General features: G+C 51.4%; 23 protein-coding genes. 2 read left to right on the forward strand and 21 right to left on the reverse strand.

Going from position 1 to position 22,617, the window contains the following annotated elements; translation table 11 throughout:
• Positions 1-78: 78 nt before the first annotated feature.
• The 8 genes from JET16_RS25000 to JET16_RS25035 form a co-directional block, all read right to left on the reverse strand.
• Positions 79-1,242 (reverse strand): glycosyltransferase family 4 protein, encoded by a 1,164-nt coding sequence (locus JET16_RS25000; protein WP_199621717.1) that lies wholly within the window; start codon positions 1,240-1,242, stop codon positions 79-81.
• The gene (locus JET16_RS30980) at positions 1,239-1,478 is read right to left on the reverse strand and encodes a sugar nucleotide-binding protein (RefSeq protein ID WP_199621719.1); all 240 of its coding nucleotides are present in this window, start codon (positions 1,476-1,478) and stop codon (positions 1,239-1,241) included. Before JET16_RS30980 ends, JET16_RS25000 begins: the two co-directional genes overlap by 4 nt.
• Before the next feature lie 16 nt (positions 1,479-1,494).
• Positions 1,495-2,463, reverse strand: a complete 969-nt coding sequence (gene rfbB, locus JET16_RS25010) for a dTDP-glucose 4,6-dehydratase (RefSeq protein WP_199621721.1) — start codon at positions 2,461-2,463, stop codon at positions 1,495-1,497.
• A 28-nt stretch (positions 2,464-2,491) separates the two neighbouring features.
• The gene (locus JET16_RS25015) at positions 2,492-2,947 is read right to left on the reverse strand and encodes a dTDP-4-dehydrorhamnose 3,5-epimerase family protein (RefSeq protein WP_199621723.1); all 456 of its coding nucleotides are present in this window, start codon (positions 2,945-2,947) and stop codon (positions 2,492-2,494) included.
• Complete coding sequence (locus JET16_RS25020) at positions 2,944-3,705, reverse strand: sugar phosphate nucleotidyltransferase (protein WP_199621761.1); 762 nt, start codon at positions 3,703-3,705, stop codon at positions 2,944-2,946. The genes JET16_RS25015 and JET16_RS25020 overlap by 4 nt, the downstream gene beginning before the upstream one ends.
• 109 nt (positions 3,706-3,814) lie before the next feature.
• Positions 3,815-4,585, reverse strand: a complete 771-nt coding sequence (locus JET16_RS25025) for a sulfite exporter TauE/SafE family protein (protein ID WP_199621725.1) — start codon at positions 4,583-4,585, stop codon at positions 3,815-3,817.
• 28 nt (positions 4,586-4,613) lie between these two features.
• Positions 4,614-5,213, reverse strand: coding sequence for an adenylyl-sulfate kinase (gene cysC, locus JET16_RS25030; protein ID WP_199621728.1), 600 nt, complete (start codon positions 5,211-5,213; stop codon positions 4,614-4,616).
• Positions 5,214-5,512: 299 nt separating this feature from the next.
• Positions 5,513-6,472, reverse strand: coding sequence for a GDP-mannose 4,6-dehydratase (locus tag JET16_RS25035; RefSeq protein WP_199621764.1), 960 nt, complete (start codon positions 6,470-6,472; stop codon positions 5,513-5,515).
• A gap of 168 nt (positions 6,473-6,640) precedes the next feature.
• Between JET16_RS25035 and JET16_RS25040 the strand changes: the two genes are divergently transcribed.
• Positions 6,641-7,675, forward strand: coding sequence for a glycosyltransferase family 4 protein (locus JET16_RS25040; protein WP_199621730.1), 1,035 nt, complete (start codon positions 6,641-6,643; stop codon positions 7,673-7,675).
• A 121-nt stretch (positions 7,676-7,796) separates the two neighbouring features.
• On the opposite strand, the gene JET16_RS25045 is transcribed toward JET16_RS25040, so the two are convergent.
• The 3 genes from JET16_RS25045 to JET16_RS25055 form a co-directional block, all read right to left on the reverse strand.
• Entirely contained in the window at positions 7,797-8,519 is a 723-nt protein-coding gene (locus tag JET16_RS25045) for a hypothetical protein (RefSeq protein WP_233532224.1), read from the reverse strand.
• 203 nt (positions 8,520-8,722) lie between these two features.
• Entirely contained in the window at positions 8,723-9,823 is a 1,101-nt protein-coding gene (locus JET16_RS25050; protein WP_233532225.1) for an inositol-3-phosphate synthase, read from the reverse strand.
• A 111-nt stretch (positions 9,824-9,934) separates the two neighbouring features.
• Complete coding sequence (locus tag JET16_RS25055) at positions 9,935-11,314, reverse strand: class I SAM-dependent rRNA methyltransferase (RefSeq protein ID WP_199621734.1); 1,380 nt, start codon at positions 11,312-11,314, stop codon at positions 9,935-9,937.
• A gap of 108 nt (positions 11,315-11,422) precedes the next feature.
• Here JET16_RS25055 and JET16_RS25060 point away from each other — a divergent pair, with 108 nt between their 5' ends.
• Positions 11,423-12,472, forward strand: coding sequence for a Na/Pi cotransporter family protein (locus JET16_RS25060; RefSeq protein WP_233532226.1), 1,050 nt, complete (start codon positions 11,423-11,425; stop codon positions 12,470-12,472).
• Here JET16_RS25060 and deoC read toward each other — a convergent pair.
• The 10 genes from deoC to JET16_RS25110 form a co-directional block, all read right to left on the reverse strand.
• Positions 12,435-13,121, reverse strand: coding sequence for a deoxyribose-phosphate aldolase (gene deoC / locus JET16_RS25065; RefSeq protein WP_199621736.1), 687 nt, complete (start codon positions 13,119-13,121; stop codon positions 12,435-12,437). The two genes, JET16_RS25060 and deoC, sit on opposite strands and share 38 nt — an antisense overlap.
• Entirely contained in the window at positions 13,118-13,564 is a 447-nt protein-coding gene (locus tag JET16_RS25070; RefSeq protein WP_199621770.1) for an NUDIX hydrolase, read from the reverse strand. Before JET16_RS25070 ends, deoC begins: the two co-directional genes overlap by 4 nt.
• Positions 13,565-13,654: 90 nt before the next feature.
• On the reverse strand, positions 13,655-15,004 hold the full coding sequence (gene mtaB, locus JET16_RS25075; RefSeq protein WP_199621738.1) for a tRNA (N(6)-L-threonylcarbamoyladenosine(37)-C(2))-methylthiotransferase MtaB: 1,350 nt from the start codon (positions 15,002-15,004) through the stop codon (positions 13,655-13,657).
• A 94-nt stretch (positions 15,005-15,098) separates the two neighbouring features.
• Complete coding sequence (locus JET16_RS25080; protein WP_199621740.1) at positions 15,099-15,860, reverse strand: 16S rRNA (uracil(1498)-N(3))-methyltransferase; 762 nt, start codon at positions 15,858-15,860, stop codon at positions 15,099-15,101.
• A gap of 74 nt (positions 15,861-15,934) precedes the next feature.
• A complete protein-coding gene (locus JET16_RS25085; protein WP_199621742.1) occupies positions 15,935-16,642 on the reverse strand; it encodes a site-2 protease family protein in 708 nt (235 codons plus the stop codon).
• A gap of 20 nt (positions 16,643-16,662) precedes the next feature.
• Positions 16,663-17,640, reverse strand: coding sequence for a 50S ribosomal protein L11 methyltransferase (prmA, locus tag JET16_RS25090; protein WP_199621744.1), 978 nt, complete (start codon positions 17,638-17,640; stop codon positions 16,663-16,665).
• A 123-nt stretch (positions 17,641-17,763) separates the two neighbouring features.
• Positions 17,764-19,044, reverse strand: a complete 1,281-nt coding sequence (locus JET16_RS25095; RefSeq protein WP_199621746.1) for a CehA/McbA family metallohydrolase — start codon at positions 19,042-19,044, stop codon at positions 17,764-17,766.
• Between the two features lie 17 nt (positions 19,045-19,061).
• Positions 19,062-19,931, reverse strand: coding sequence for a carbohydrate ABC transporter permease (locus tag JET16_RS25100; protein WP_199621748.1), 870 nt, complete (start codon positions 19,929-19,931; stop codon positions 19,062-19,064).
• A 9-nt stretch (positions 19,932-19,940) separates the two neighbouring features.
• Positions 19,941-20,819: an ABC transporter permease subunit gene (locus JET16_RS25105; RefSeq protein WP_325176777.1), complete on the reverse strand. Its 879-nt coding sequence runs from the start codon at positions 20,817-20,819 to the stop codon at positions 19,941-19,943.
• Between the two features lie 86 nt (positions 20,820-20,905).
• On the reverse strand, positions 20,906-22,174 hold the full coding sequence (locus JET16_RS25110) for an extracellular solute-binding protein (protein ID WP_199621752.1): 1,269 nt from the start codon (positions 22,172-22,174) through the stop codon (positions 20,906-20,908).
• Positions 22,175-22,617 lie beyond the last annotated feature (443 nt).

Genomic DNA, 22,617 nt, shown 5'->3' on the forward strand with positions numbered 1-22,617 from the left:
CCTCAAACTAGTTTTAATTTGGCATGATTAAGTTATTCTATGTGGAAATGTCTCTTACGGTATGGGCAAATTCTATCTTCATTTGTTGATCATTTTTTCTATCTTTTTCTTGAATAAATCGTAACGATATTGTTGTACCACTCGCGCTCGAGCCTTCTTCCCCATATTTTTGAGTTTCACTGGATCGTTTGCCAGCTGATCGATCATCTTGGCAAGCGATTTAGTATCCTCTTTGTTTACTAACACACCTGTTTCCCTGTCGATAACGATTTCTTGTAAACCGCCGGAATTATAGGCGACTATGCATTTTCCAAATGCCATCGCCTCCAGCGCCACATTAGGCAACGCTTCTTCAATGAGACTCGTAACTGCAACCAAATCTACTGCAGGAAGCACTTCCGAAATATTTGAGAGTACCCCGAGATATCGGAACTCAGCTGATTTCAATTGTTTCGCTTCATTCATACACATTTGGAAATATCTATAATCCCCTGCATTCCCGGCCGCCAATATAACAATCGGGTTATCGCCTGCTTGAAGAAATGAACAAGCTTTAATTAACTCGATTAAGCCTTTGCCGTAGTAGATAGAGCCAAACCAACCGATTACGATATGTTTATCGGACCAACCATAATTAATACGAATTGATTTTCTTTCCTTAGCAACAAGTTTTTGGGCAGGGATATCCACACCATAGGGAAGAAGCTCAATTGGGGCCAATTCAAAATTTACCGGGGAGATAGAGCGGGCGACACTTGCGGACGGTACAAGAATCAGATCGGCGTGGGAATGAATCAGTGTGAGCAAAGACTCGATCCCTTGATACTGTGGTATGGTTTCATGAATATACCACCAAACGGGAATATTTCTTATTTGTCTAATAAATATGGGCAATCCGTTAATTGCGCTATTCGTTACGATCAAATCCGGAGAATATCCGGCTATTGCTTGATCAAGCAAACTTCCTTCCGCACTTTCCTTCAGTAAATCAATTTCCTCATTCAACCGATTGGGTTCATAAATAAGACTCCATAATAACGGGAACGGGATAATATGGGCATCCATTCCCATTTGTGCAGCCCTGTTATAAGACAAGCCGGGGCCGGGACTTATCCAAATTACCGTGAGCTTCAGATCGAGACAGGCTGAACCAAACAATAACAAAGCTTTTTCTGCCCCCGTTACGATCTCTGGGTGTGTATGATGACCAATCAGCATCACCGTCCGTTTATTTTTAGTCATATACAAGTACCCCTTACTTCACCTATGAAGTTAATTAACGCTTCTTTCCAATCACGAAAATCCGGAAATCCATTTAAACGGATTGCCATATGATCAAGTACGGAATATGCAGGTCTACTTGCATTTGTAATATCCATTTGTTTTCGTCCCAATGCAAATACTGTGTAATGATTGGAAAGGACAAAGACCAAATCATGTCCCAATTGCCCATACGCACCTGTAATCAAAACTCTCACACATTACCGCCTCCGATCAGGATGAACCGTTTTGGATCCGTTTCCACCATTCGCGGTTATCGATGTACCAATTTACTGTCTCTTCTAGTCCCGACTCGAAATCATATTGCGGCTTCCAACCTAATTCAGTCTGAATCTTTCGGGAGCAGATCGCATACCGGCGGTCATGACCGGGACGGTCGTCGACAAACCGGATCAAATTTTCCGATTTATTTAATATTGACAATATCATCTTGGCAATATCCAGATTCCTCCACTCGTTGTTGCCGCCTATATTGTAAATCTGACCCGGCTTACCTTTATGAATGACAAGGTCGATTGCGGTGCAATGATCGGCTACATGCAGCCAGTCCCGGATGTTTCTTCCGTCTCCATAAACCGGTATTTCGTTGTCGCAGATCGCATTGGTAATGGCCAAAGGAATGAGCTTTTCCGAAAACTGGTAAGGCCCGTAGTTATTGGAGCATCGGGTGATGACGGCCGGCAGCCTGTATGTTTCATAATAAGCGCGTACCAACAGATCGGAACCCGCTTTACTGGCTGAATACGGACTATTCGGAGAAAGCGGAGTGTCTTCAGTAAAATAACCGTTATCTCCGGCGCTGCCGTAGACCTCGTCAGTAGAGATCTGTACAAACTTGCTGACCTTGTATTTTCGGGCGGCCTCGAGCAAAACTTGCGTCCCCAGCACATTACTGTGAATAAAGACACAAGGGTCCATAATGCTCCGGTCCACATGGGACTCGGCCGCAAAATTCACAATCACATCGACCGGAAACTCGGACTCTACTAACCGGCGATCGCAAATATCTCCTTTCACCATTCGATAATTCGGATGGTTTTCCAGATCTTTAAGGTTTTCAAGATTTCCGGCATAAGTTAAGAGATCGAGGTTTATCACGTGATAGTCTGGGTACTTCCGCAACATATAGCGTATAAAATTGCTTCCAATGAATCCTGCGCCGCCGGTGATTAATAGTTTCAACAGTTTCCCTCCTCTTCTTCTCGGAATCTTATTTGAAAACAGTGTTCCAGTTGAATCCGATCTCCTGGTCATTATAAGGAATCCGGTATTCGTCCGGATCGTCGGGATTATAAGAACGATTCGTTACATAAGCAATGACCGCCGGTTCGTTTCCAAGAATCCGATAACCATGGGCAACTCCGCGCGGAATGAAAAGGGAGATGAAGTTGTGTTCTCCCATGTAGTAAACTTCGGTCCGCTTATACGTCGGGGAATCCGTTCTCATGTCATAGAGGACCACTTGTGCGTTTCCTGATGGGAAAAACCAAATGTCGTCCTGATGTTTATGATAATGAAATGCTTTAATCACACCAGGGTAACTAAGGGAGACCGACAGTTGACCGAATCTTTCAAGGAGAAAGTCATCGTCTCTCAGTACTTCCATAAAATAACCGCGGTCATCGGGATGCATCAGCAGTTTTTTTACTTTCACTCCTTCGATCAAGCCGACTCCCCCTTTCCTGCCCTCTTTATCTCGGCAAAGTCTCCGTAGTTAATGTCCTTGGCCAATTCATTTGCCTGAAAGAGGGAAGCGTAAGTTCCCGCATCGGTCCACCATCCGTCCAGTACGTCAAAAGTCAGTTGGTTGCGCCGAATATACTCGTTGTTGACATCCGTAATCTCCAACTCGCCGCGAGCGGAAGGCTTTAAAGCTTTAATGATTTCAAATACGCTGCAGTCATACATATAAATACCGGTTACCGCGAAATCGCTTTTTGAAGTCTGCGGTTTTTCCTCAATCAACGCAATCTTGTCGCCGCATATTTGCGGCACGCCGAATCTCGACGGGTCCGCCACTTTTTTAAGCAAAATCTTGGCGCCAGCACCTTGCTCCCTATATTTCCTGACGAAGGAACGGATATCGTCCGAAAAAATGTTGTCCGCCAAAATCACCGTCATAAGGCCGCCGTTGACGAAATCCTCCGCCAAACCCAAGGCTTGGGCAATTCCTCCCGGTTCATCCTGCACCTTGTAGGTAAAGGAGCAGCCGAAATTATTCCCGCCGCCCAACAAATTGACTACTTCTCCCATATGTTCTCTGCCTGTAACGATTAGAATATTATGAATTCCAGCCTTGTTGAGTTTATAGATCGCGTGATAAATCATCGGATATTTGCCGACGGGAAGCAAATGTTTATTGGTTACCTTTGTTAACGGAAACAGGCGGGAACCGGTGCCCCCTGCGAGTATTACGCCTTTCAAATTCTCCACCCCTATTAACCCCTATTAACCTACTTGACCCCGCCAGACAAACTCTTTTGATTAATATATGCATTAACGATAATAGAGTAGATGATTGAATCACCTATATTTACAGTATGTTCAGCAGCTTCACAGAGACAATGATCAGCATCAGAATCAAACCGAAACGGATGACGTAATCCGGTGCTTTTGCCCCAAATTTGCTTCCTATTAAAACCCCAGGGATAGATCCGGTTAATAGATTGACTGCCAAGATCAGATCTATCTTTCCTAAATAGAAGTGTGATATTCCGGCCAAACCCGTGATCAAGACGCCATGAACTATATCTGTACCCACTAATTTTGATGCTGAGAAAGGGTACAACAACATCAATATTGCTATAAACAAACTGCCGCTGCCGACAGAGGTGACAGCGACCAAAAATCCGACAGCAAATCCAAGAATCATTACGGTTACTAGCTTCATATTCAAACCTTCAACAGAGTCTCTACGATTATTCTTTATGATCATTTGCAAAATCATAACCGCAGAAGCGAGCAAAAACACGATCGCTAATGTTTGACGGATAAACTCGTCCGGCAAACTCTCATTTCTATATTGCATCCATTCTAAAAACAAAATACCCGCGATTGTTCCGGGAATGCTGCCCATGAGTACACGTGTCAAAAGCTTTAAATCAACCGTTTTTTGCCGAAAATGCTGCCATGCACCAAACATTTTGGTGACCGATGCAAAAATCAGGTCTGTGCCTACAGCTACTTGGGGAGCAATACCAAAGCCAAGTATCAATAACGGCGTCATTAACAACCCTCCGCCCATGCCGGTAACCCCGACAACAAACCCGACGAAACAGCCGATTATGATTAACCATATATCCATCGGTCATCTCCTACTAACATAATGCATATTATTTTCCTATATAGTTGTTGTCTTCCAAATATTTAAGCAGTATCCCAACGGATTCGCTGATGGATTGTTTGTCGGTCTCGATGGTGATTTCGGGGTGATCGGGAGCTTCGTACGGGGAGGATATTCCGGTAAAATTAGCAAGCTGTCCTGTTCTGGCTTTATGGTACAATCCCTTCGGATCCCTTCTCTCGCATTCATTCAGAGGACACTTGATATAGACTTCAATAAATTCTCCTGCTTCAAACAAAGAGCGTACTTTTTCACGCTCCTCCCGGAAAGGCGATATGATCGCGGTCAATGTTATCAATCCCGCATCCACGAACAGTTTGGATAACTCCCCGATCCTCCGTATATTTTCCATTCGTTCTTCCCTGCTGAATCCAAGGTTTTTATTTAATCCGTGCCGAATATTATCGCCATCCACCACGTAGCATCTAATTTGGCGATGATATAATTCTTTCTCCAATTCAACCGCCAGCGTGGATTTTCCGGAGCCCGATAATCCCGTGAACCAAAAAACGCAGCTCTTGTGTCCATTTAAGGCTTGGCGGTCTTCTATTTTTATTTTTGTTTCGTGCCAAGAAATGTCCTGGTTCAAATCAACTCACCTCTCATCCTAACAGCTAATCATTCTTCCATTCACACTCTATTACTTAAAAGAATGATATATTTATTTCTATTCACGGAAGGTTATCAAGGTTATAGGTTAATATTGGAATTTACTCAATAACAGAAATTCCAATGAGGATTAGCTAAGCGGTCGCAACAGACAGGCAGCACCCGCCTCCCATTCCGATTTCAATTCTTTGGATAATACTTCTAAGTAAAACAGAAAAGGAATGGCTTTGGCATCCATTCCTAATCCAGGCGGCTCTGTCAGGGACATTCCCTTTCTCATTACACTCTATTACGCCAGTAATCTAGCAAATCTTGAAGTGTTTGTTCAAACGGGATCTCCGGTTTCCAGCCGGTTTGCCGGTGAAACTTGTCAAAGTCGCCCAATAAAATCTCGACATCCGAAGGTCTCATTCTGCTTTGATCCTGTTGGATTTTGATTTTCGCTGGACTAAGGCGGAGAAGTTTTTCCAACATTTCTTGAATGGAATAGGTCGTTCCGGAAGCGATATTATACACTTCTCCTGGAATCCCTCTTTCCACTGCCAGCCAGTAGGCTCTGACCACATCACGCACATCGGTGAAATCCCTTTTTGCTTGCAAATTGCCAACATAAAGTATAGGCGCTTTTCGCCCTTTTTCTATTTCAGCAATCTGCTTGGCAAAATTGGACGTGACAAACGCTTCTCCTCTTCGCGGACCGGTGTGGTTAAAGGTGCGTGTCCGAATTACCTTAAGACCATAACTTTTGAAATATTGATACCCGAGAAAATCCTGTCCTACCTTACTCACAGCATATGGACTAAGAGGACGTAGCGGATTATCCTCTGTAATCGGCACTTCGTTCGGATACACATGACCGTATTCCTCACTGGAACATGCAATTTGTATTGTACAATCAAGTCCGTATTTAAGAACTGCTTCAAACAGGTTGACCTGCCCGATTTGATTCACTAACAATGTCTCCGCCGGAGAATTCCATGAGGTCGGCACAAAGCTTTGTGCCGCCAGATGAAAAATAATATCCGGTTTCACCGCGTTTATCATTTCATCGACAGAATGGGAATCCTTTAATTCACATTCGACGGTTTTAATGTCATTCAGAATGTGCAATATATGGTCCATTCGGCTACGCAAGCGGTATGTGCCGTATACCTCAACATCTTTTTTATTGTTCAAAATCCATTCCGCGAGATGACTTCCGGCAAATCCGGTAATGCCGGTGATCAAAGCTTTTGCCATGGCAGCTTTCCACACTCCTTCTAGTTGAATCAACGGTTTGATAAAGCTCCTGATCTCAAAACTCAATTCGACTTCGCATCCTCAAAAAGCATTCACAAAATAAACAATTTAACACGTACTAGCCCCTCAACATACAATAGTTACAAACCTACTGAGGAAGTGGGATCTATGGACATTGCTTTTTATTACGACTCCTCGTTCGATTGGAACGACAGTGATCTTGAAACAAAGGGAGTTGGGGGATCCCAACTGGCACTCATCAGGATTACGCGGGAACTTGCAATACGCCATCAAGTTACAGTCTTTAATAGCACTTCGAGAGAAGGTGTATACCACGGAATTAAGTACCGAAACTACCGCTCTTTCAATAGAGAAGAACAGTGGGATGTGTTTATCAGCTTCCGTTGCGCATTGCCTGCCGAGAATGTGAAAGCTCTATGCAAAATTCATTGGTGCATCGACCCTGGCGACAATACGGTTGAAAAGGACTTGCCGCATATCCATAAGATCATTACAATAAGTCCGTTTCATACGAAAATGTTGCGCAATATTTTTCATATCGATAACGGCAAAATATATGAAGCGCGTCTGGGGGTACATGCAGACGACTACAGAGAGATAACCCCCAAGAAGAAACACAAATTATTATTTTGCTCGGCTCCGGAACGCGGACTCCAACATGTACCGCGCATCTACTCTTTAATCAAAAATCAGGTGCCCGACGCATCGCTTGTGATTACCATGGACTACAGCTTATGGGGATTTGAACCGGGAATTGGAAGCTACAAAGATTTATTCAAAGGGTTGGACGGCATTAATTATTTAGGGAAAATTCCGCGGCGGCAGCTAATCGAGGAGCAGAAAACCAGCGTGCTTCATATATATCCTTGCGACGGACCGTACGAAATGTTTTGTCTCGCTTCCATGGAATGTCAAGCGGCCGGAACTCCTACCGTTGCAACCTGCCAAGGTGCTCTTACTTCCACCGTTCTGGACGGCGTCACCGGTAAGTTGATTTACACGTTGCCGGATTATGACACAAATTTCTATCAAACATTCGCTGATAAGGTCGTGCAGTTGTTAAGCGCTCCATCAGAGTTGGAAGCTATGAGCTTGAAAGCAAGGGAACGTGCTCTTTCTCAATTTTCCTATGATGGATTAGTCAAGGAGTTGGAAGAGAAGTTCATGGAATGGTGCAGCTGATTTGTTTCATAGTTAGGGGGATCTATTTTGCCGTTCTTGTTGCATAGAAACACCCTCTTCTTTTCTTTCAATCGTTAAAATCATCTTATTCTCCTTTATAGATAAGGTTATAAACGTTTGTCTAAATTTTTAAATGTTTTCCCTCCCTGAACGGGTGGCCAAATTGGCCATTGTTGAAGTGTTTGCCGTATCTGGCCGGATGGTAAGCTTGTTCCGGTGTCAGTTCCTGAAATCCGGACACGCTTAATAAGTCTTGTCGAACAAAAAACGCATTTACACCCATAGACTCTGTTCCAATAAGCGCATAACCCATCTTCTTTCCCAACGCCGCCAAAGAAGAAAGGCTTGCGCCATAATAGGTCGTACCATCCCAAACATGCGATTCGTTGTATTGCATGACCCATCTTTCCGGGGGTTTATGATAAGCGTTATATTCTATCACCGTCACTCTCGGTTTATATTGATGTAACGCTTGCCATACCCAGTAATCGTTTCCGTCGATATCAATGGAGAGCAGGTCGAACTCCACAGGTATCCCCATTTTCTTGAAGATACCGCTGATATTATCTTTCGCAATAAATTCTTTTAATGTTTTAACTTTTGGGAACAGTGTCATATTTTGCTGCATTCTTTGATACATAATAGGATTCCCCTCAATCATCAAACCTCCCCAATCCTTTTGCGAGACCAGATAGCGTGCATTGCACTGAATTCCATCACCGACGCCAAACTCTACAAAAAAATTATGCTTTGTTCCGATTCGTGAAAATATTATTTCTAATATTCCGTCCTCACCGTTTTGTGAAAAGACAGATCTTTCGTAGTTGTTAATACTTTCTTTCATGTCTGCGCCCCTTCCTAATGGCTTTAAAGCAAAAGAAGGAAAGATAATTACTGGCCTCTCAATCCGCCTTGATTCACATCCAGCTATCGACAATTTATTTTTATCGTATAAAGCTTTTTAGTAAATCGAAACGGCAGTTGACCTATCCTAGCAAAAAAACGTAAAACCCCTCTTGCAAGTTGCAAGAGAGGTTCTCGTATAAATCATTTCTCTATCTTCCCCGCGATAAACAGTTCCATACGCTCCCTGGCTTCGTCATCTCTATATTGAACGATAGGATGTTTCATCGTATAAGCGGCAACCGAAGGCAGCGGGCCTGACAAGCCTCGATCGAGCGCCAGCTTGCAGCAGCGTATAATATCGATGACGACTCCGGCGCAGTTCGGAGAATCCTGAACCGACAGCTTGAGCTCCAGATCGAATGCGACTCCGCCGAATTCCGTTCCTTCCATGCGAATATAGCAAACTTTGTTGTCGTTCAACCACGGAATAAAGTCGCTCGGACCGATATGAATATTTTCGTCTTTTAGAGGGGTTTCGAGTTGAGATTGCACGGCCTCCGTCTTTGACACTTTCTTCATCGCCAGCCGTTCGCGGTTTAACATGTTCAAGAAATCGGTATTTCCGCCGACATTCAACTGATACGTGTGTTTGATCCGCGCGCCCCGTTCTTCGCACAGACGCGTCAACACCCTGTGGACGATCGTAGCTCCCACCTGGGATTTGATATCGTCGCCGATCACCGGCAGTCCCGCCTGCTCAAATTTGGCGGCCCACACCGGATCCGAACCGATAAATACGGGAATGCAGTTGATAAATGCAACGCCGGCTTTCAAGGCGCAATCCGCGTAAAACTCCGTTGCTTGCGCGCTCCCCACCGGCAAGAAGTTAATCAATATTTCCGCTCCGCTGTTTGTCAGCTCGGCAACCACGTCGCATTCCGGTTCTTCAGTCAGGAGGAAGCGTCTATCCTCCGGGTAAGCGTTCATATGATCGGACATCCCGTCGAGAAGAGGCCCTTTTTTCACGATCACAGACGATGCTTCCATTAGATCTATGAAAACTTCGGCGCAATTGGGCGAAGCAAAAATAGCTTCGTGGAGCGGTTTGCCCACTTTCCGCCGGTCGATGTCGAATGCCGTAACTATCTCAATGTCACCGGGCACATAGCCGCCGATCGAAGGATGCATCAATCCGGCCCGATCGCCGTCGGGGCGGTTTTTATAATAATATATCCCTTGCAGCAGCGCGGAGGCACAATTTCCTACCCCCGCAATTGCCGCTTTTATTTTTGACACCGTCATTCCTCCCTTTCATCCATACCCGTCTTTTACTCTAGCACTAAGACAGTCTATTCGCGGGTATGTCCAAGTGAAACGACAACTGCCCTACCGTTGATACCTTTGTTTACCGGTTTACCGGCTGCGGACCTCGAATATCGCAAACTTCAAGTAATGGCCTTCGTTGACGCCGAGCAGCTGCGGATGGTCCTTGCCCGCGCCGCGGAATTCGACGAGCCGAAGCAGCTTGCCCGCATCCGTCGCGGCCGCGTGGATCGTCTCGAGGAACAAATCCGGACGGACGTGATAGGAACAGCTGGCGGTAACGAGAAATCCTCCCTCGTTCACAAGCTTCAATCCGTGGAGATTGATATCTTTATAACCGCGGCACGCATTTTCCACGGCGCCTTTCGTCTTTGCGAACGCCGGCGGATCGAGGATGACGACGTCCCACGTGCGTCCGGCTCCGCCAAGCGGCTTGGACGTGTCCACCTTAGCGCCGCCGCTTTCGCCCGCAAGCGCGCGTGCGGCGCGCTCTTCCAAGCCTCTCGCCTGTTCCCGCAAGTAATCAAACGCGTTCGCAACGATAAATTCCACACGATCGGCAAAACCGTTGCGCTCTACGTTCCGGCGGGCAGTCTCAATCGCGTGTTCGGAGATATCGAGGCAAGTGACCTTCTTCGCGCCGTACTTGCACGCATGCAGCGTAAAGCTTCCCGTATGCGCGAAGCACTCGAGAACCATCGCGCCGTCCCAATACGGGAACGTCACTTCTTTGCCCTTGGCGTTGACGGGAACCAGCCGCAGCTCTCCGCCGTCGACAGCCAGCTCCCGAAGCTCCACGCCGCTCCGCGCACCCCAACCGGTGATGAGCGGAGCGATACTGGCGCGGTTTTCACGTTGATCGAAGAAGTAACCGGTTTTCTGTCCTTCGACGATATCCACCTCCATCTCCAGACCGTTCTCCCGAATGACGACTGTCCGCGGATAATCCCCATACAGCACGCCTGTTCTCTGCTCGAGCCCTTCCGCTTCGCGGATACCTACATCGCTCCGCTCGAATATGCCGTCCGGCTCGAACACTTCCACAAGAGCGGCGACGATCTCATCGCGCACCCGGTCCATGCCGAGAGTGACGATCTGCAGCACGAGAACGCCGCCGAACCGGTCGACGGTCAGTCCCGGCAAGAAGTCGGCTTCTCCATAAACGAGACGGCAATACGACGGCTCCTCCAGAAACCGCCGCCGGTAATCATGGCACCGGCGAAACCGCTCCGCGAAAAATTCGCGATCCATTCTCTCGAGCGGCTCGTACGATACGATGCGGCCGATCATCTGAGAGCCGGGATTCACATACGCCGAAGCCAGAAACCGCCCCCGGGCGTCCGTAACGGGAAGGACGTCCCCCGGCTCGTATTCTCCTTCGATCCGTTCGACTTCGCTTTGATATATCCACGGGTGCCCCGCTTCTAGACGCTTCTTGCGCGATTTGTTCAGCACTAATGCAGCAGCCACGGTTCGCCACCTCTTTTTCCTTCATCTGCGTTGCCTATGCTTGTCATGCCCGTCCGTACAATTTCATAAATATATATGTATCATTTTTACCTCTCGGGAGGAAGGGCCATGCCTGTCGTGCTCCAAGACATACTGTTTCCGCTTGGAATCGGAATAGCCGTCTTCCTGTTCGGAATGAAAGCGATGGAGATCGGCCTGCACGAATGGGCGGGACCGTTTCTCTCCCGCATTATAGGACAATTTACGAACACCCCGCTGCGCGGGCTGCTGACGGGAACCGCCGCCACCGTCATCCTGCAATCGAGCAGCGCCGTGACCGTTATAACGATCGGGCTCGTGAACGCGGGCGTTCTTTCATTCCGCCAGACGCTCGGGCTCGTCCTCGGCGCGAACATCGGAGCGAGCATCACGGCCGACATGCTGGGGCTGGATCTAACCGAATATGCGCTTCCCTTGCTCATCTGGTCCGGGGCCAATTGGATCATTGTGATATTGATGACGCCGGTGTTCCGCGCCGCGCACGCTAAAGCGGAATTGCGAACCGGCCACCCAAATCCGCCGTTTCTCAACCGCATACTGCACCGCATTGCGGTTATTTCCCCCTCGATCCGCTGCCTTTCGCTGACGCTCAGCGGGTTTGCGTGCGTCATGCTCGGCATGGAATGGATGGATACCATCGTGCCCGATTTGCAGGAAGGAGGATTGTTCGTTTGGTTCATCGAACAGTCGCAGCGCAGCCTCGTATGGGGTATCGTGGCCGGAGCGTTGGTCACCGCCGTCATTCAATCGAGCGCCGCGACGATCGCCATCACAATGGGTTTGGCCGCGGTCCAAGCGATATCCGTGGAGCTTGGCATCGCGATCGTGCTCGGAGCCAATATCGGAACGTGCTCGACCGCATTCCTGGCGTGTATCGGCGGCAGCCGGGCCGGGCAATACGTTGCTTATTCCAATATATTGCTCAACTTGGGGGGAAGTCTGCTGTTCTTCCCATTGATTCCCGAATTGGTGAAATTGTCCTCGATCGGCGCCGCTTCTCCATACGATCAAATCGCCCGCGCCCAAACGTTGTTCAATATATTATGCTCGGTAATAGCTCTGCCTTTTTGCTACATAAAGCTTAATAAGAACCCGCCTGTGCGGCGCCGCCTCCGGTAACGATCGCGACGCCGGAGCTCGTGCCGAGACGGTTTGCTCCCGCAACGATCATACGTACCGCCGTATCGTGATCCCGAACGCCGCCCGACGCTTTGACTCCGACGCTCTGCGACACGCTTGAACGCATGAGCTCGATATCTTCCACCGTCGCGCCGCCCGGCCCGAATCCTGTCGAGGTTTTCACGAAATGCGCGCCCGCTTCCTCGGACAGCTTGCAGCCTGTACGCTTTTGATCCGCGTTCAAATACCCCGTCTCCAATATCACCTTCACGATCGCCTGCCCGAGCACCGCTTCCACAACGTCCCGAATGTCGGAGCGCACTTCATCGTAGCGGCCTTCAAGCAGCAACCCGACGGGAAGCACCATATCGATCTCGGCGGCACCCTGCTTCGCGGCCAGCTCCGCCTCGAGCGCCTTCGCTTTGGATGACATCGCGCCTAGCGGAAAGCCGACGACGGCCGCCACTTTACTCTCCGCGCCCCGCAGTTGCTCGACGCAATAAGGCACCCAAAAACCGTTCACGCAGACGCTGAAAAACCCGCACTCCCGGGCTTCGCGGCACAATTTTTCGATTTCTTTCGTTCCGGCGTCCGGCTTCAAGTATGTATGATCGATATATTTCTCGATATGCTTCACTTCAAAACTCACGCCTTACCCTCCGTTCTGATGCCCAACTGCTGCAACGCTTTGCGCAGGACACCGTCGTTATTATCGTACCCCGATACCTTTTGTTTTTTCCAAGCTTCTTCCGGCGAAAACCACGCGACCCCGCGAATTTCCTCGACTTGCGCCTGCAGGCTTCCCCCGGTCGCTTCCACCAAATAATAATGAACTTCCTTGTCGACCGCGCCCTTCTCCGGGTGACTGTACCTGTACCGGATGACCGTCAGCGGCGCGCGGATGATTCCCGTAATGCCGGTTTCCTCGGCAATTTCGCGAAGCGCGGTTTGTTCCACCGTTTCGCCCGGCTCCATCTTTCCTTTCGGAAGCGACACTTTGCCGTAACGGTCTTGGATCAGCTGCACCTCTATGCGGCCGTCCACTTTCCGGTACACGACGCCTCCCGCCGATATTTCTTTCACTGTACCCACCTCTTTCACAAGAAAAAGGAGGAGCCCGCGGCAACCGGCATTGCGCCTCAATCCGCAGACACCTCGCTGTTTATTCATAACATCGGAAATTCAGACCGACGCAACCGCCGATAATACGTTTCTGTTCGCGCCGCCGGACAACTCGCCTTTGCATTCGTTCACTCCCGCTTCCGTCACGCGAACGCGCGCGACTTGGCCGATCAGCTCTTCGTTGCCCGGGAACACGACTTGCAAATAATTGTCCGTATATCCCGACAGGAGTCCGCGTCCTTCGGCGCCTTTCGCCTCGCGCTCCGGAATCACTTCCAGCACTTGGCCGACAAAACGTTCCGCGTACGCCAGCTGCATCTCTTCGGACAAATCGATCAGCTTATGCACTCTTTCGTTCTTAATGTCTTCATCCACTTGATCTTCCATACGCGCAGCCGGCGTTCCGGTCCGTTTCGAATACGGGAACACATGCATCTCGGAGAAACCGATATCTTTCATGAATCGGTATCCCGCCTCAAACTGCTCCTCCGTCTCGCCCGGGAAGCCGACGATGACGTCCGTCGTAATCGCCACCTCCGGCCAGCGTTCGCGAATGCGCGCAATGCGCTCTGCGTACTCGGCGGTCGTGTACTTTCTGCGCATCCGCTTCAGCACCGTATCGTCGCCGGCTTGCAGCGGAACGTGCAGATGGCGGCAAAACTTGTCGGAGCTCATCATGACGTCGATCACTTCGTCGGTAATTTGGCTCGCCTCGATCGAAGAGATGCGGATGCGCTTCAAGCCTTCGACCTTGGCCAAAACCCTCAGCAGCGCCGCAAAATTATAACCTTCGAGGTCTTCGCCGTAACCGGCCGTATGGATGCCCGTCAGCACGATTTCTTTGTAGCCCGCGTCGACGAGCATGCGCGCCTGCTTCATTACGCTTTCCGGCGCGCGGGAACGCAGCAAGCCGCGGGACCACGGTATGATGCAGAAGGTGCAGAAGTTGTTGCAGCCTTCTTGGATTTTCAAGAACGCCCGCGTCCGTTCCGCGAAGTCCGGCACGTCGAGCTCTTCGAATTGGCGCGTCTTCATGATGTTGCGAACGGCATTGATCGGCTGCCGGTCCGCTTGAACTTGCTTCACAAGATCGAGAATGGCGTCCCGGCCTTGCGTGCCGATGACGAGATCGACGCCCGGAATCGCAAGAATTTCCGCCGGGGACGTCTGCGCGTAGCAGCCCGTTACGGCGATAACCGCTTCCGGGTTGCGCCGGATCGCGCGGCGTATAATTTGGCGGCTCTTCTTGTCGCCCGTATTCGTAACGGTGCACGTATTGATGACGTACACGTCGGCCGTCGTCTCGAAATCGGCTTGCTCCCAGCCGTCATTCTTGAACAGCTGCCAGATCGCTTCCGTGTCGTAAAAGTTCACTTTGCAGCCCAATGTATGAAAAGCCACTGTAGGCATAATAATCGTTACCTCCTTTGCTCGCTATAAGCATCAACCCGCGGACAACCTTCGGTTGCCTCCTTACTCGATAATCTCCATAAGACCGCGGCGGTTACCCGCCCATCTCTCCGGTCTCGTACATCAGACAGCTTAACGCGACAACTCCGGCGGTCTCGGTGCGAAGAATGCGATCACCCAATCCGACGACCGCGCAACCTGCTTCCTCCGCCGCCTTCGCTTCCTCTTCGGTGAAGCCGCCTTCCGGTCCGACGACGATGAGCACGGGCCGCCCGGCAGACGGTTCGCTGCGAAGCTGGGCGGCCGTTACCGCGTCCCGAAGACGGGCGGCGCCTTCCTTCTCATAGCAGAACAACGTAAGCGCCGTCTCCGGAACGAGCTCCAGCAGCTGCTTCCAGCTCCGCGGCTCATCCACTTCGGGGATGCGGCCGCGGTGAGCCTGCTCCGCGGCTTCCTTCGCGATTTTCCGCCAACGGTCAAGCCTCTTCGCCTCTTTTCGGGCGTCGTATTGCACGACGGTTCGCGCGGACATGAACGGAACAAACCGCACCGCGCCGATTTCCGTTCCTTTCTGAATGACCGTCTCGAGCTTGTCGCCCTTGGGCAAGCTTTGCGCGATCCACACCGCGGTGTGCGGCTCGCCGGCCATCGGCCGCTCCTCCACGATCCGAAGCAGCACGTTCTCTTTATACAATTCGACCACCTCGGCAAGCGCCTCGCGGTTGACACCGTCGCTGATGACGACGCGGTCCCCCGGCGACGCCCGCATGACGCGCATCAGGTGATGCGCGTCGTCGCCCCGTATGATCGCTTGTTGTTCCATATAATTTTCCGCAGGAATAAAATATCGCTGCATGAGGGCTACACTCCAGTTTACATCGTTTCTCGCCGAATATCTAGCTTTTTGGAGCAGGCCATCGGTGGCAAGCTTCATTCGTTGCCGAAATGCATATACCGCCAATTGATATTTACGTCGAAGACGCCGGACATCAAGGCGAACAAGCCTTCGCGAATATCGTGGATTTGCGAAAGTATCGGACCGATCGTCACGTTGTAGATGGGATTGATGAACACGATCAACAAAAACAAATACACGCCCCAGCTTTCGTATTTCATCATCGTGATACGAAGAGGCGTAGGCGCCAAGTCCTCGACGATCCGGTATCCGTCAAGAGGAGGCAGCGGAATCAAATTAAAGAGAAATAAGAGCACGTTGATATGCACCATGTACCAGAACGTCAACCCGACCGCCTTGACCGCTCCCGTGGAAGCGCCGTCCACCCAGCCTAAGCCGAATACCGCATAGGCCGCTGCCGCGGCAACAACGGCCAGTATGAGGTTGCTGAGCGGCCCGACGGCCGAGACGATAATGCTCATGAGACGGGGATTGCGAAAGTTAGACCGGTTGACGGGAACCGGCCGCGCCCAACCGAAGCCGAGCAGCATGATGAAGAGAAGGCCCAGCAAGCTCACGTGGGCGACCGGATTCAGCGTCACCCTGCCCAGCTTGTACGCCGTCGGGTCTCCGAAACGGTATGCGGAATAAGCATGGGCAAATTCGTGAATCGTAAAAGCGACGATAATCGCGAGAAATATAAACGGCAGATGAGACAGATCAAACGGAAGCCGAAAATCCATCCTTCACGTTCCTTCCTAGTTCAAGATTGCTTCTTTCTGGCGACGAGAGCGACCCAGTCGTTCTCTTCCCGGCGGCCTTCCATCACAAAGCCTGACCGTTCCAGCGCTTCCGTGACTTCTTGCTCTTTGCTTAGAATGATGCCCGAGGCGACATACGTCCCTTCAGGTGCGAGAGCCTGGTACACGTCATCGATGAAGGTGAGAATAATTTCGGCCAAAATGTTCGCCGCAACCACTTGTACCGGCAATTTGACTCCGATGTCCACGGAACGGGTTTCTCCGGTGCGGATCGCTTGCAGCAAGTCGCTGAGCCGGACCGTTATTTGATCCGACAGTCCGTTCAACCGGACGTTCTCCTGCGCGCTCGACACGGCTACCGGATCGAGGTCGAGCGCCAGCACACGTTCCGCGCCAAGCTTCGCCGCGGTGATCGCCAATATTCCGGATCCCGTGCCGACGTCGATCACATGATCGCCCGGACGGACGACTTCCTCCAGCGTGCGCATGCAAAGGGACGTCGTCGCGTGCGTGCCTGTGCCGAACGCCATGCCCGGATCGAGCTCCACGATCGTTTCCCCCGGCTTCGCTTCATACGTCTCCCAAGTCGGTTTAATGACAAGCCGCTCCGTAATGTGCGTCGGCTTAAAATATTGCTTCCACGCGTCGGCCCATTGCTCCTCGCGAACTTCGGCGGTTTCCACGGCCTTCTTGCCCGGGTCGATGCCGAATTCGGGCAGCCGGTCCAAGAATGACTGCAATTGCCCGCGAATGAACTCCATGTCCGCATGTTCCGAGAAATACGCCTTCATGACCGCTTCCCCTTCCGGGATATCGTTCAGCGGCTTCTCGTACCATTGGCCCAGCGACGTATCGCGTTTGCGGTCCAGATTGCCGGATTCTTCAATGGACACGCCACCCGCGCCTTCGCCGTGCAGCCAGTCGGCGATCGCTTCCGTGGCCTCTTCCGTCGTATATATCGTTATTTCGTGCCACAGCATGACTTTTTCCACCGCTTTCGATTTTCGCCTGATTCATTCTTCTGTGCCCCATTGTACCGAAAACGGCAGGCAAACACAAAAACACCCCGCCGTGTTTCGGCGGGATGCGGTTGCTTGCAGCAACTATTTGAAGTAAAGAGGATTGCTCATTGCGGCCATCAACGTCTTGTCCGCTTCCGTAAAGTAGCGCCATACTTCAACCCGGTAAAATATACGTCCCTCCGCGGGCCACTCCAGACTTAACGAACCGCGGTCGCCGGCCTTCGTCTCGCGTTCCGTCCCGCGCTCCGACCAAACCTTGACCACGTCCCCTTCACGCAAGCGGGAAGCCGTCAACCGCACCGGTTCGCGAGCCGCCAGAGCGGACGGCACTTCATCGCCCATGATGAAGCCGCCGCACGTCAAATCCAACGTCGGCCCGTCGACGGCATAGCTTAGAAACACATGCCCGCGGTCGATCGCGCGCAATATTTCCTGTACGGTCCGTTTGCGGGCGTACACCCAAGTCGCCGGCATCGCATGCTTGACGTACGGATGCGGTCCGTGCACATCGCTGCCCCCGACCGCGACGAGCCGTCGGCCCGCCGCGAGCTCGCTTTGCCACCAGGCGAGCGCGCGTTCGTTACGGGCCAGCCAAGGCCCGTTCCACACTTCGACGTAATCGTAATCGACGTCGAACCCGAACTCCCATGCGCATTGCTCGCAATGGGTATGGTTCAGCACGATGCGGCAGCCGGCATCGCGCGCTTGCCGCAAGGAGCGGCCGAGCTGTTCCGCATCCCTTGCGCGAAAGTCGACGCGCGGATCCGCCACGCCCAGCAAATTGGCGTGCCCCGAATTGGTCGTCAGTTCCATTCCCGGAATGACGGCCACACCGGCGTCGGGCGGGTAAGCGAAGTTTTGGCTTACCGTGTTGTGGTCCGTCAGCGCCATAAAATCGCAGCCCAGGTTCTCCATCATGCGCGCGTTTTGCTCCAGCGTGTATTGACCGTCGCTGTGGACGCTGTGCATGTGCAAATCTCCCTTCAGCCAGCGGGGAGCCGCAATAGCGCACTCGACGGTTACCCGCACCTCGCAGCCGCCTTCCGGCACGCGATACGCGCCCAGCAGCACGGCCCATGTTCCGGGCGTCAGAGGCCCCGGCACGTAGCCCGGCGTCGCCCTCTCTTCGCCGATGAAGAACGTAGTGCGTGCGCCGCCGCTCCATCCCCGGTGACGCTCCGCGTCGCGAATGCCCAAATCGACGACGCAGCGTCCCGCTCCGTTGGGCGATACGATCATCGTCACCGCGACTTCTTCCGCCTCTTCGGGCATATCGAACGGCAGCTCGATATGGTAAGCCTCCGCATCATCAGCCGTGAGCCGTTTCGTCAATGTGACCGTATGCCGGTTTTCGCGAGTCATTTCTCCCCACCGTCCTGTTACTCTTTATTTGCTCCGACCATAATGCCTTTCACAAAATATTTCTGCACGAACGGATAGACTGCAATAAGAGGAATGAGCGCAATCACGATGCCCGCCATTCGTACGTTCGGCGTGATCATGAACGTGCTCGACGTCGTATCCGAGTCGATGATGAGCGATTTCAGAGCGAGCTGCAGCGTATATTTCGAGGCATCGTTGATGAAGAGAAGCGCGGAAGTGAAGTGGTTCCAACGCGCCACAAACTCGAACAGAGTTACGGTTGCGATGCCTGCTGCGGACAAAGGCAAATATATCGTGAAAAAAATCCGAAAATCGCCCGCGCCGTCGATCCGGGCCGATTCCGCCATCTCGCGGGGCACCGAGAGAAAAAAATTGCGCATCAGCAAAATGCTGAACCCCGACACCAGGCCGGACACGATTAATGCGGATAACTGGTTGAGCAGCCCGAAATCGCGAAACACCACGTAAGTCGGAATCATGACGGCCTCGCCCGGAATGACCATCGTGAGCAGAATGAGCGAGACGATCGCTTTCTTTCCGGGAAGCTCCGGCTGCACCAATACGTAACCGGCCAGCGAGCTGAGAAACACATGAGCCAATGTACCTGCGGCCGTTACTATCACATTATTCAAGAAGGGCGACCATAATTTCAATTTGCTCCACACGGTGACGAAGCCGTCGGCACTGAAGTCCTTCGGCCAAAGCACGATTCCCGGCTGCATGGAAGCGATGCCGGAAGAGAACGACAGCGCCAGCACGTTGAGCAGCGGTATGATCATCGTGCATACAAGCAGCAATATAAATCCGATGTTCGCGGCGTCAAACAGCATGCCTAATCCGGTTGTCCGATTTTTATTTGCGTGCATTCCGCCTGCTCACCCCTCGTCAAACCGTATAATTGCTCTAATGATAAACGCGATGATCAACGAAGCCGCAATGACGAGAAAGCCGGCTGCGGTAGCGAGACCGATTTGAAATTCGAGAATGCCTTTCTGATACGTGTACATCATGAGCACGTCGACCTCTCTCGCTATGGCGCCGTTGCGCATGACGAAGATTTGGTCGAACATCCGCAGAATGCCGAGTACGCCGAGCAGTATGACAACCTTCATCGTCGGGACAAGCTGCGGCAAAGTAACGTAACGTACGCAATGCCAGCGGTTGGCCCCGTCTATGCGGGCCGCTTCATATAAAGAGGGGTTGATTCCGACAATGGCTGCCAGAAAAATGATGCAGGTGAACCCCATTTCCTTCCAGGTGGACGTAAACACCATAATCCAGCGGCCGTACTGTTCCGTCGCCAAGAAGCTGACCGGCTTGTCAAGTCCGAAAGCGAGCAGGAGCTCGTTGACGATGCCGCCGTCCGGCGACAAGATGACGATCCATAGGCCTCCGACGACAACCCAAGAAAACAAGTGAGGAATATATATGATCGTTTGCGTAATTTTCTTAAACCACGATTGCGCGATTTCGTTGAGAGACAAGGCCGCGATCAATGAAGCGGCAAACCCGGCGGCCAGCGTGCCCGCGCCGATGGCAAGCGTGTTTTCCATCGCCTTCCAGAACGTCGGGTCCTTAAGGACCGCCGCATAGTTCGACCACCCGACGAAAGGGCGGTCGCCGATCAGCCGAAATTGTTGAAACGATATGACAAAGCCGCGGACGAGCGGGTAATACGAAAATGCGAAGAAGTAAACCAACACCGGAAATATCATGATGTATAAGGCACGGTATTTTCTCAACGTATAAAGCACGAAGGGGTCACACCTTTGGATTGAAAAATGGATGGGCGAGGGAGTACGTGATGCCAAAATACCCCCGCGCCCGTTTTGCGTACTAATTAATCGATCAAGTTTGCTGCCTTCAGCTCTTCGTTCATCTTGGCAACCGCTTCGGCCGCCGGCATTTCGCCCATCATCGCCTTGAACGAGTAGTTATTGACGATCTTCTCCGCGTCCGCCCATTGCGGGAGCGTCAGTTCAAGCGTCGCATGCTCCATGATAATCGCCTGCGCTTCTTCCACACCCGGAAGCTTCGGGAACGGGCTTTCGTATTTCTTGCTGTACCAGAACGGAACCCCGTGATCCATGCCGTGTTCTTTGCCTGTTTCCGTCAATTCGATCTTGCCGTCCTTCTCCACCCAGTCGGTATCCTTGATGCCGATCGAGCCGAGGCGGATGCCGTCATTCGTGTGCCACCAGTTGATGAACTCTTTCGCCGTTTCCGGATGCTCCGCGTTCACTGGAATCGCGAACACGTCCGGGTCGCCGCGGCGAAGAATGACTTTGCCGTCCGGGCCTTGCGCTCCGAGAATGCCTTTCGCTTCAAATTCCGTATTCGGATCTTGTTCCTTCCTCATGTTGTTGAACAGACCGACCCATGCGTCCCAGTAAGTGACCATGCCGACGCGGTCCGCCAGGAACAAGTTGCGCATCTTCGCCGTATCGTTCGTGGCGAAGTTGGGATCGAGAATGCCTTCTTTGTAAAGCTTTGCGAAAAACTCGTATACCGGAACCGCAGCTTCCGTCGCATACGGTATCGTCCGCTTGCCGTCTGCCATAACGTAACGCTGTTTCAGTCCGGCCGCGCTCATAAATCCTTGAATTTCATACAGACCCGCCGTCGACAAGCCGTACGTGTCGGCTTTGCCGTTGCCGTCCGGATCTTGCTCTTTGAACGCTTTGAGCACGTTGTAGAACTCATCGAGCGTCTTCGGTTCTTGCAGGTTCAACTTGCGGAGCCAGTCGGCGCGGACGATCGGCATCGTGCCGCCTTGGAACTTGGTGAATACGCCGAAGATTTTGCCGTTCTCGTCGCGCAGCTGGTTCCACTCGTCTGTCGGAATGATTTCAGGGTCCGTTAGGTTTTCCGCACTGTTTGCGAAGTCCGTCAAATCGGTAAGCACGCCTTGTGCGGCAAGCTCGTTCATTTGCGGCTTGCTCAGCATGATGATGTCGTACTTCTCGCCGGCGGAAATCGCGGCGGTCAGCTTCTGGTTGTAGTCGGAAGCAGGTTTGTTGATTTCGATCTCGATACCCGTCAGGCGTTCGATTTCTTTCTCGAAGAGTTCGTTCTCCTCCGGAGTTTTTCCGCCGACGACGCCGAACATGACCTTTTAAGATTATTTAAAGACGTGAACGATTTGGGTTATGTAATCTGCAAATATTTCATGAAACCGGTTCGATGCTCACGGAATTCGGCTGCTGATTCGGATGAACGGATCGCAATTGGCACTGCGAATATCGGGCGTCAGTGCATTATTAACGGCCCCTGCGAGACTGTCGATTAATTTTGCATTTCTATTTTCAGCGCCTGAATCCGGCATTCGCAGCACACGTACCCGGACATCATTTGTTCGGATAGGTTATCTTCACGAAACTAACGTGTGGTACATTTGTCCAGCGCATAATCATTATGGCAACGGAATGTACATAAACGGTCGTTGTTGTGTATGTCCATGGGGTGTATTTTTTCGTACTTCTGCAACTATGGCAATAGTGTGCGTGTAATTTGTCGTCTAAACAACCGTTTATGAACAGAGTATTGCCATAA

The sequence above is a fragment of the Paenibacillus alkalitolerans genome (genome assembly GCF_016482785.1).
GTDB lineage: Bacteria > Bacillota > Bacilli > Paenibacillales > YIM-B00363 > Paenibacillus_AE > Paenibacillus_AE alkalitolerans.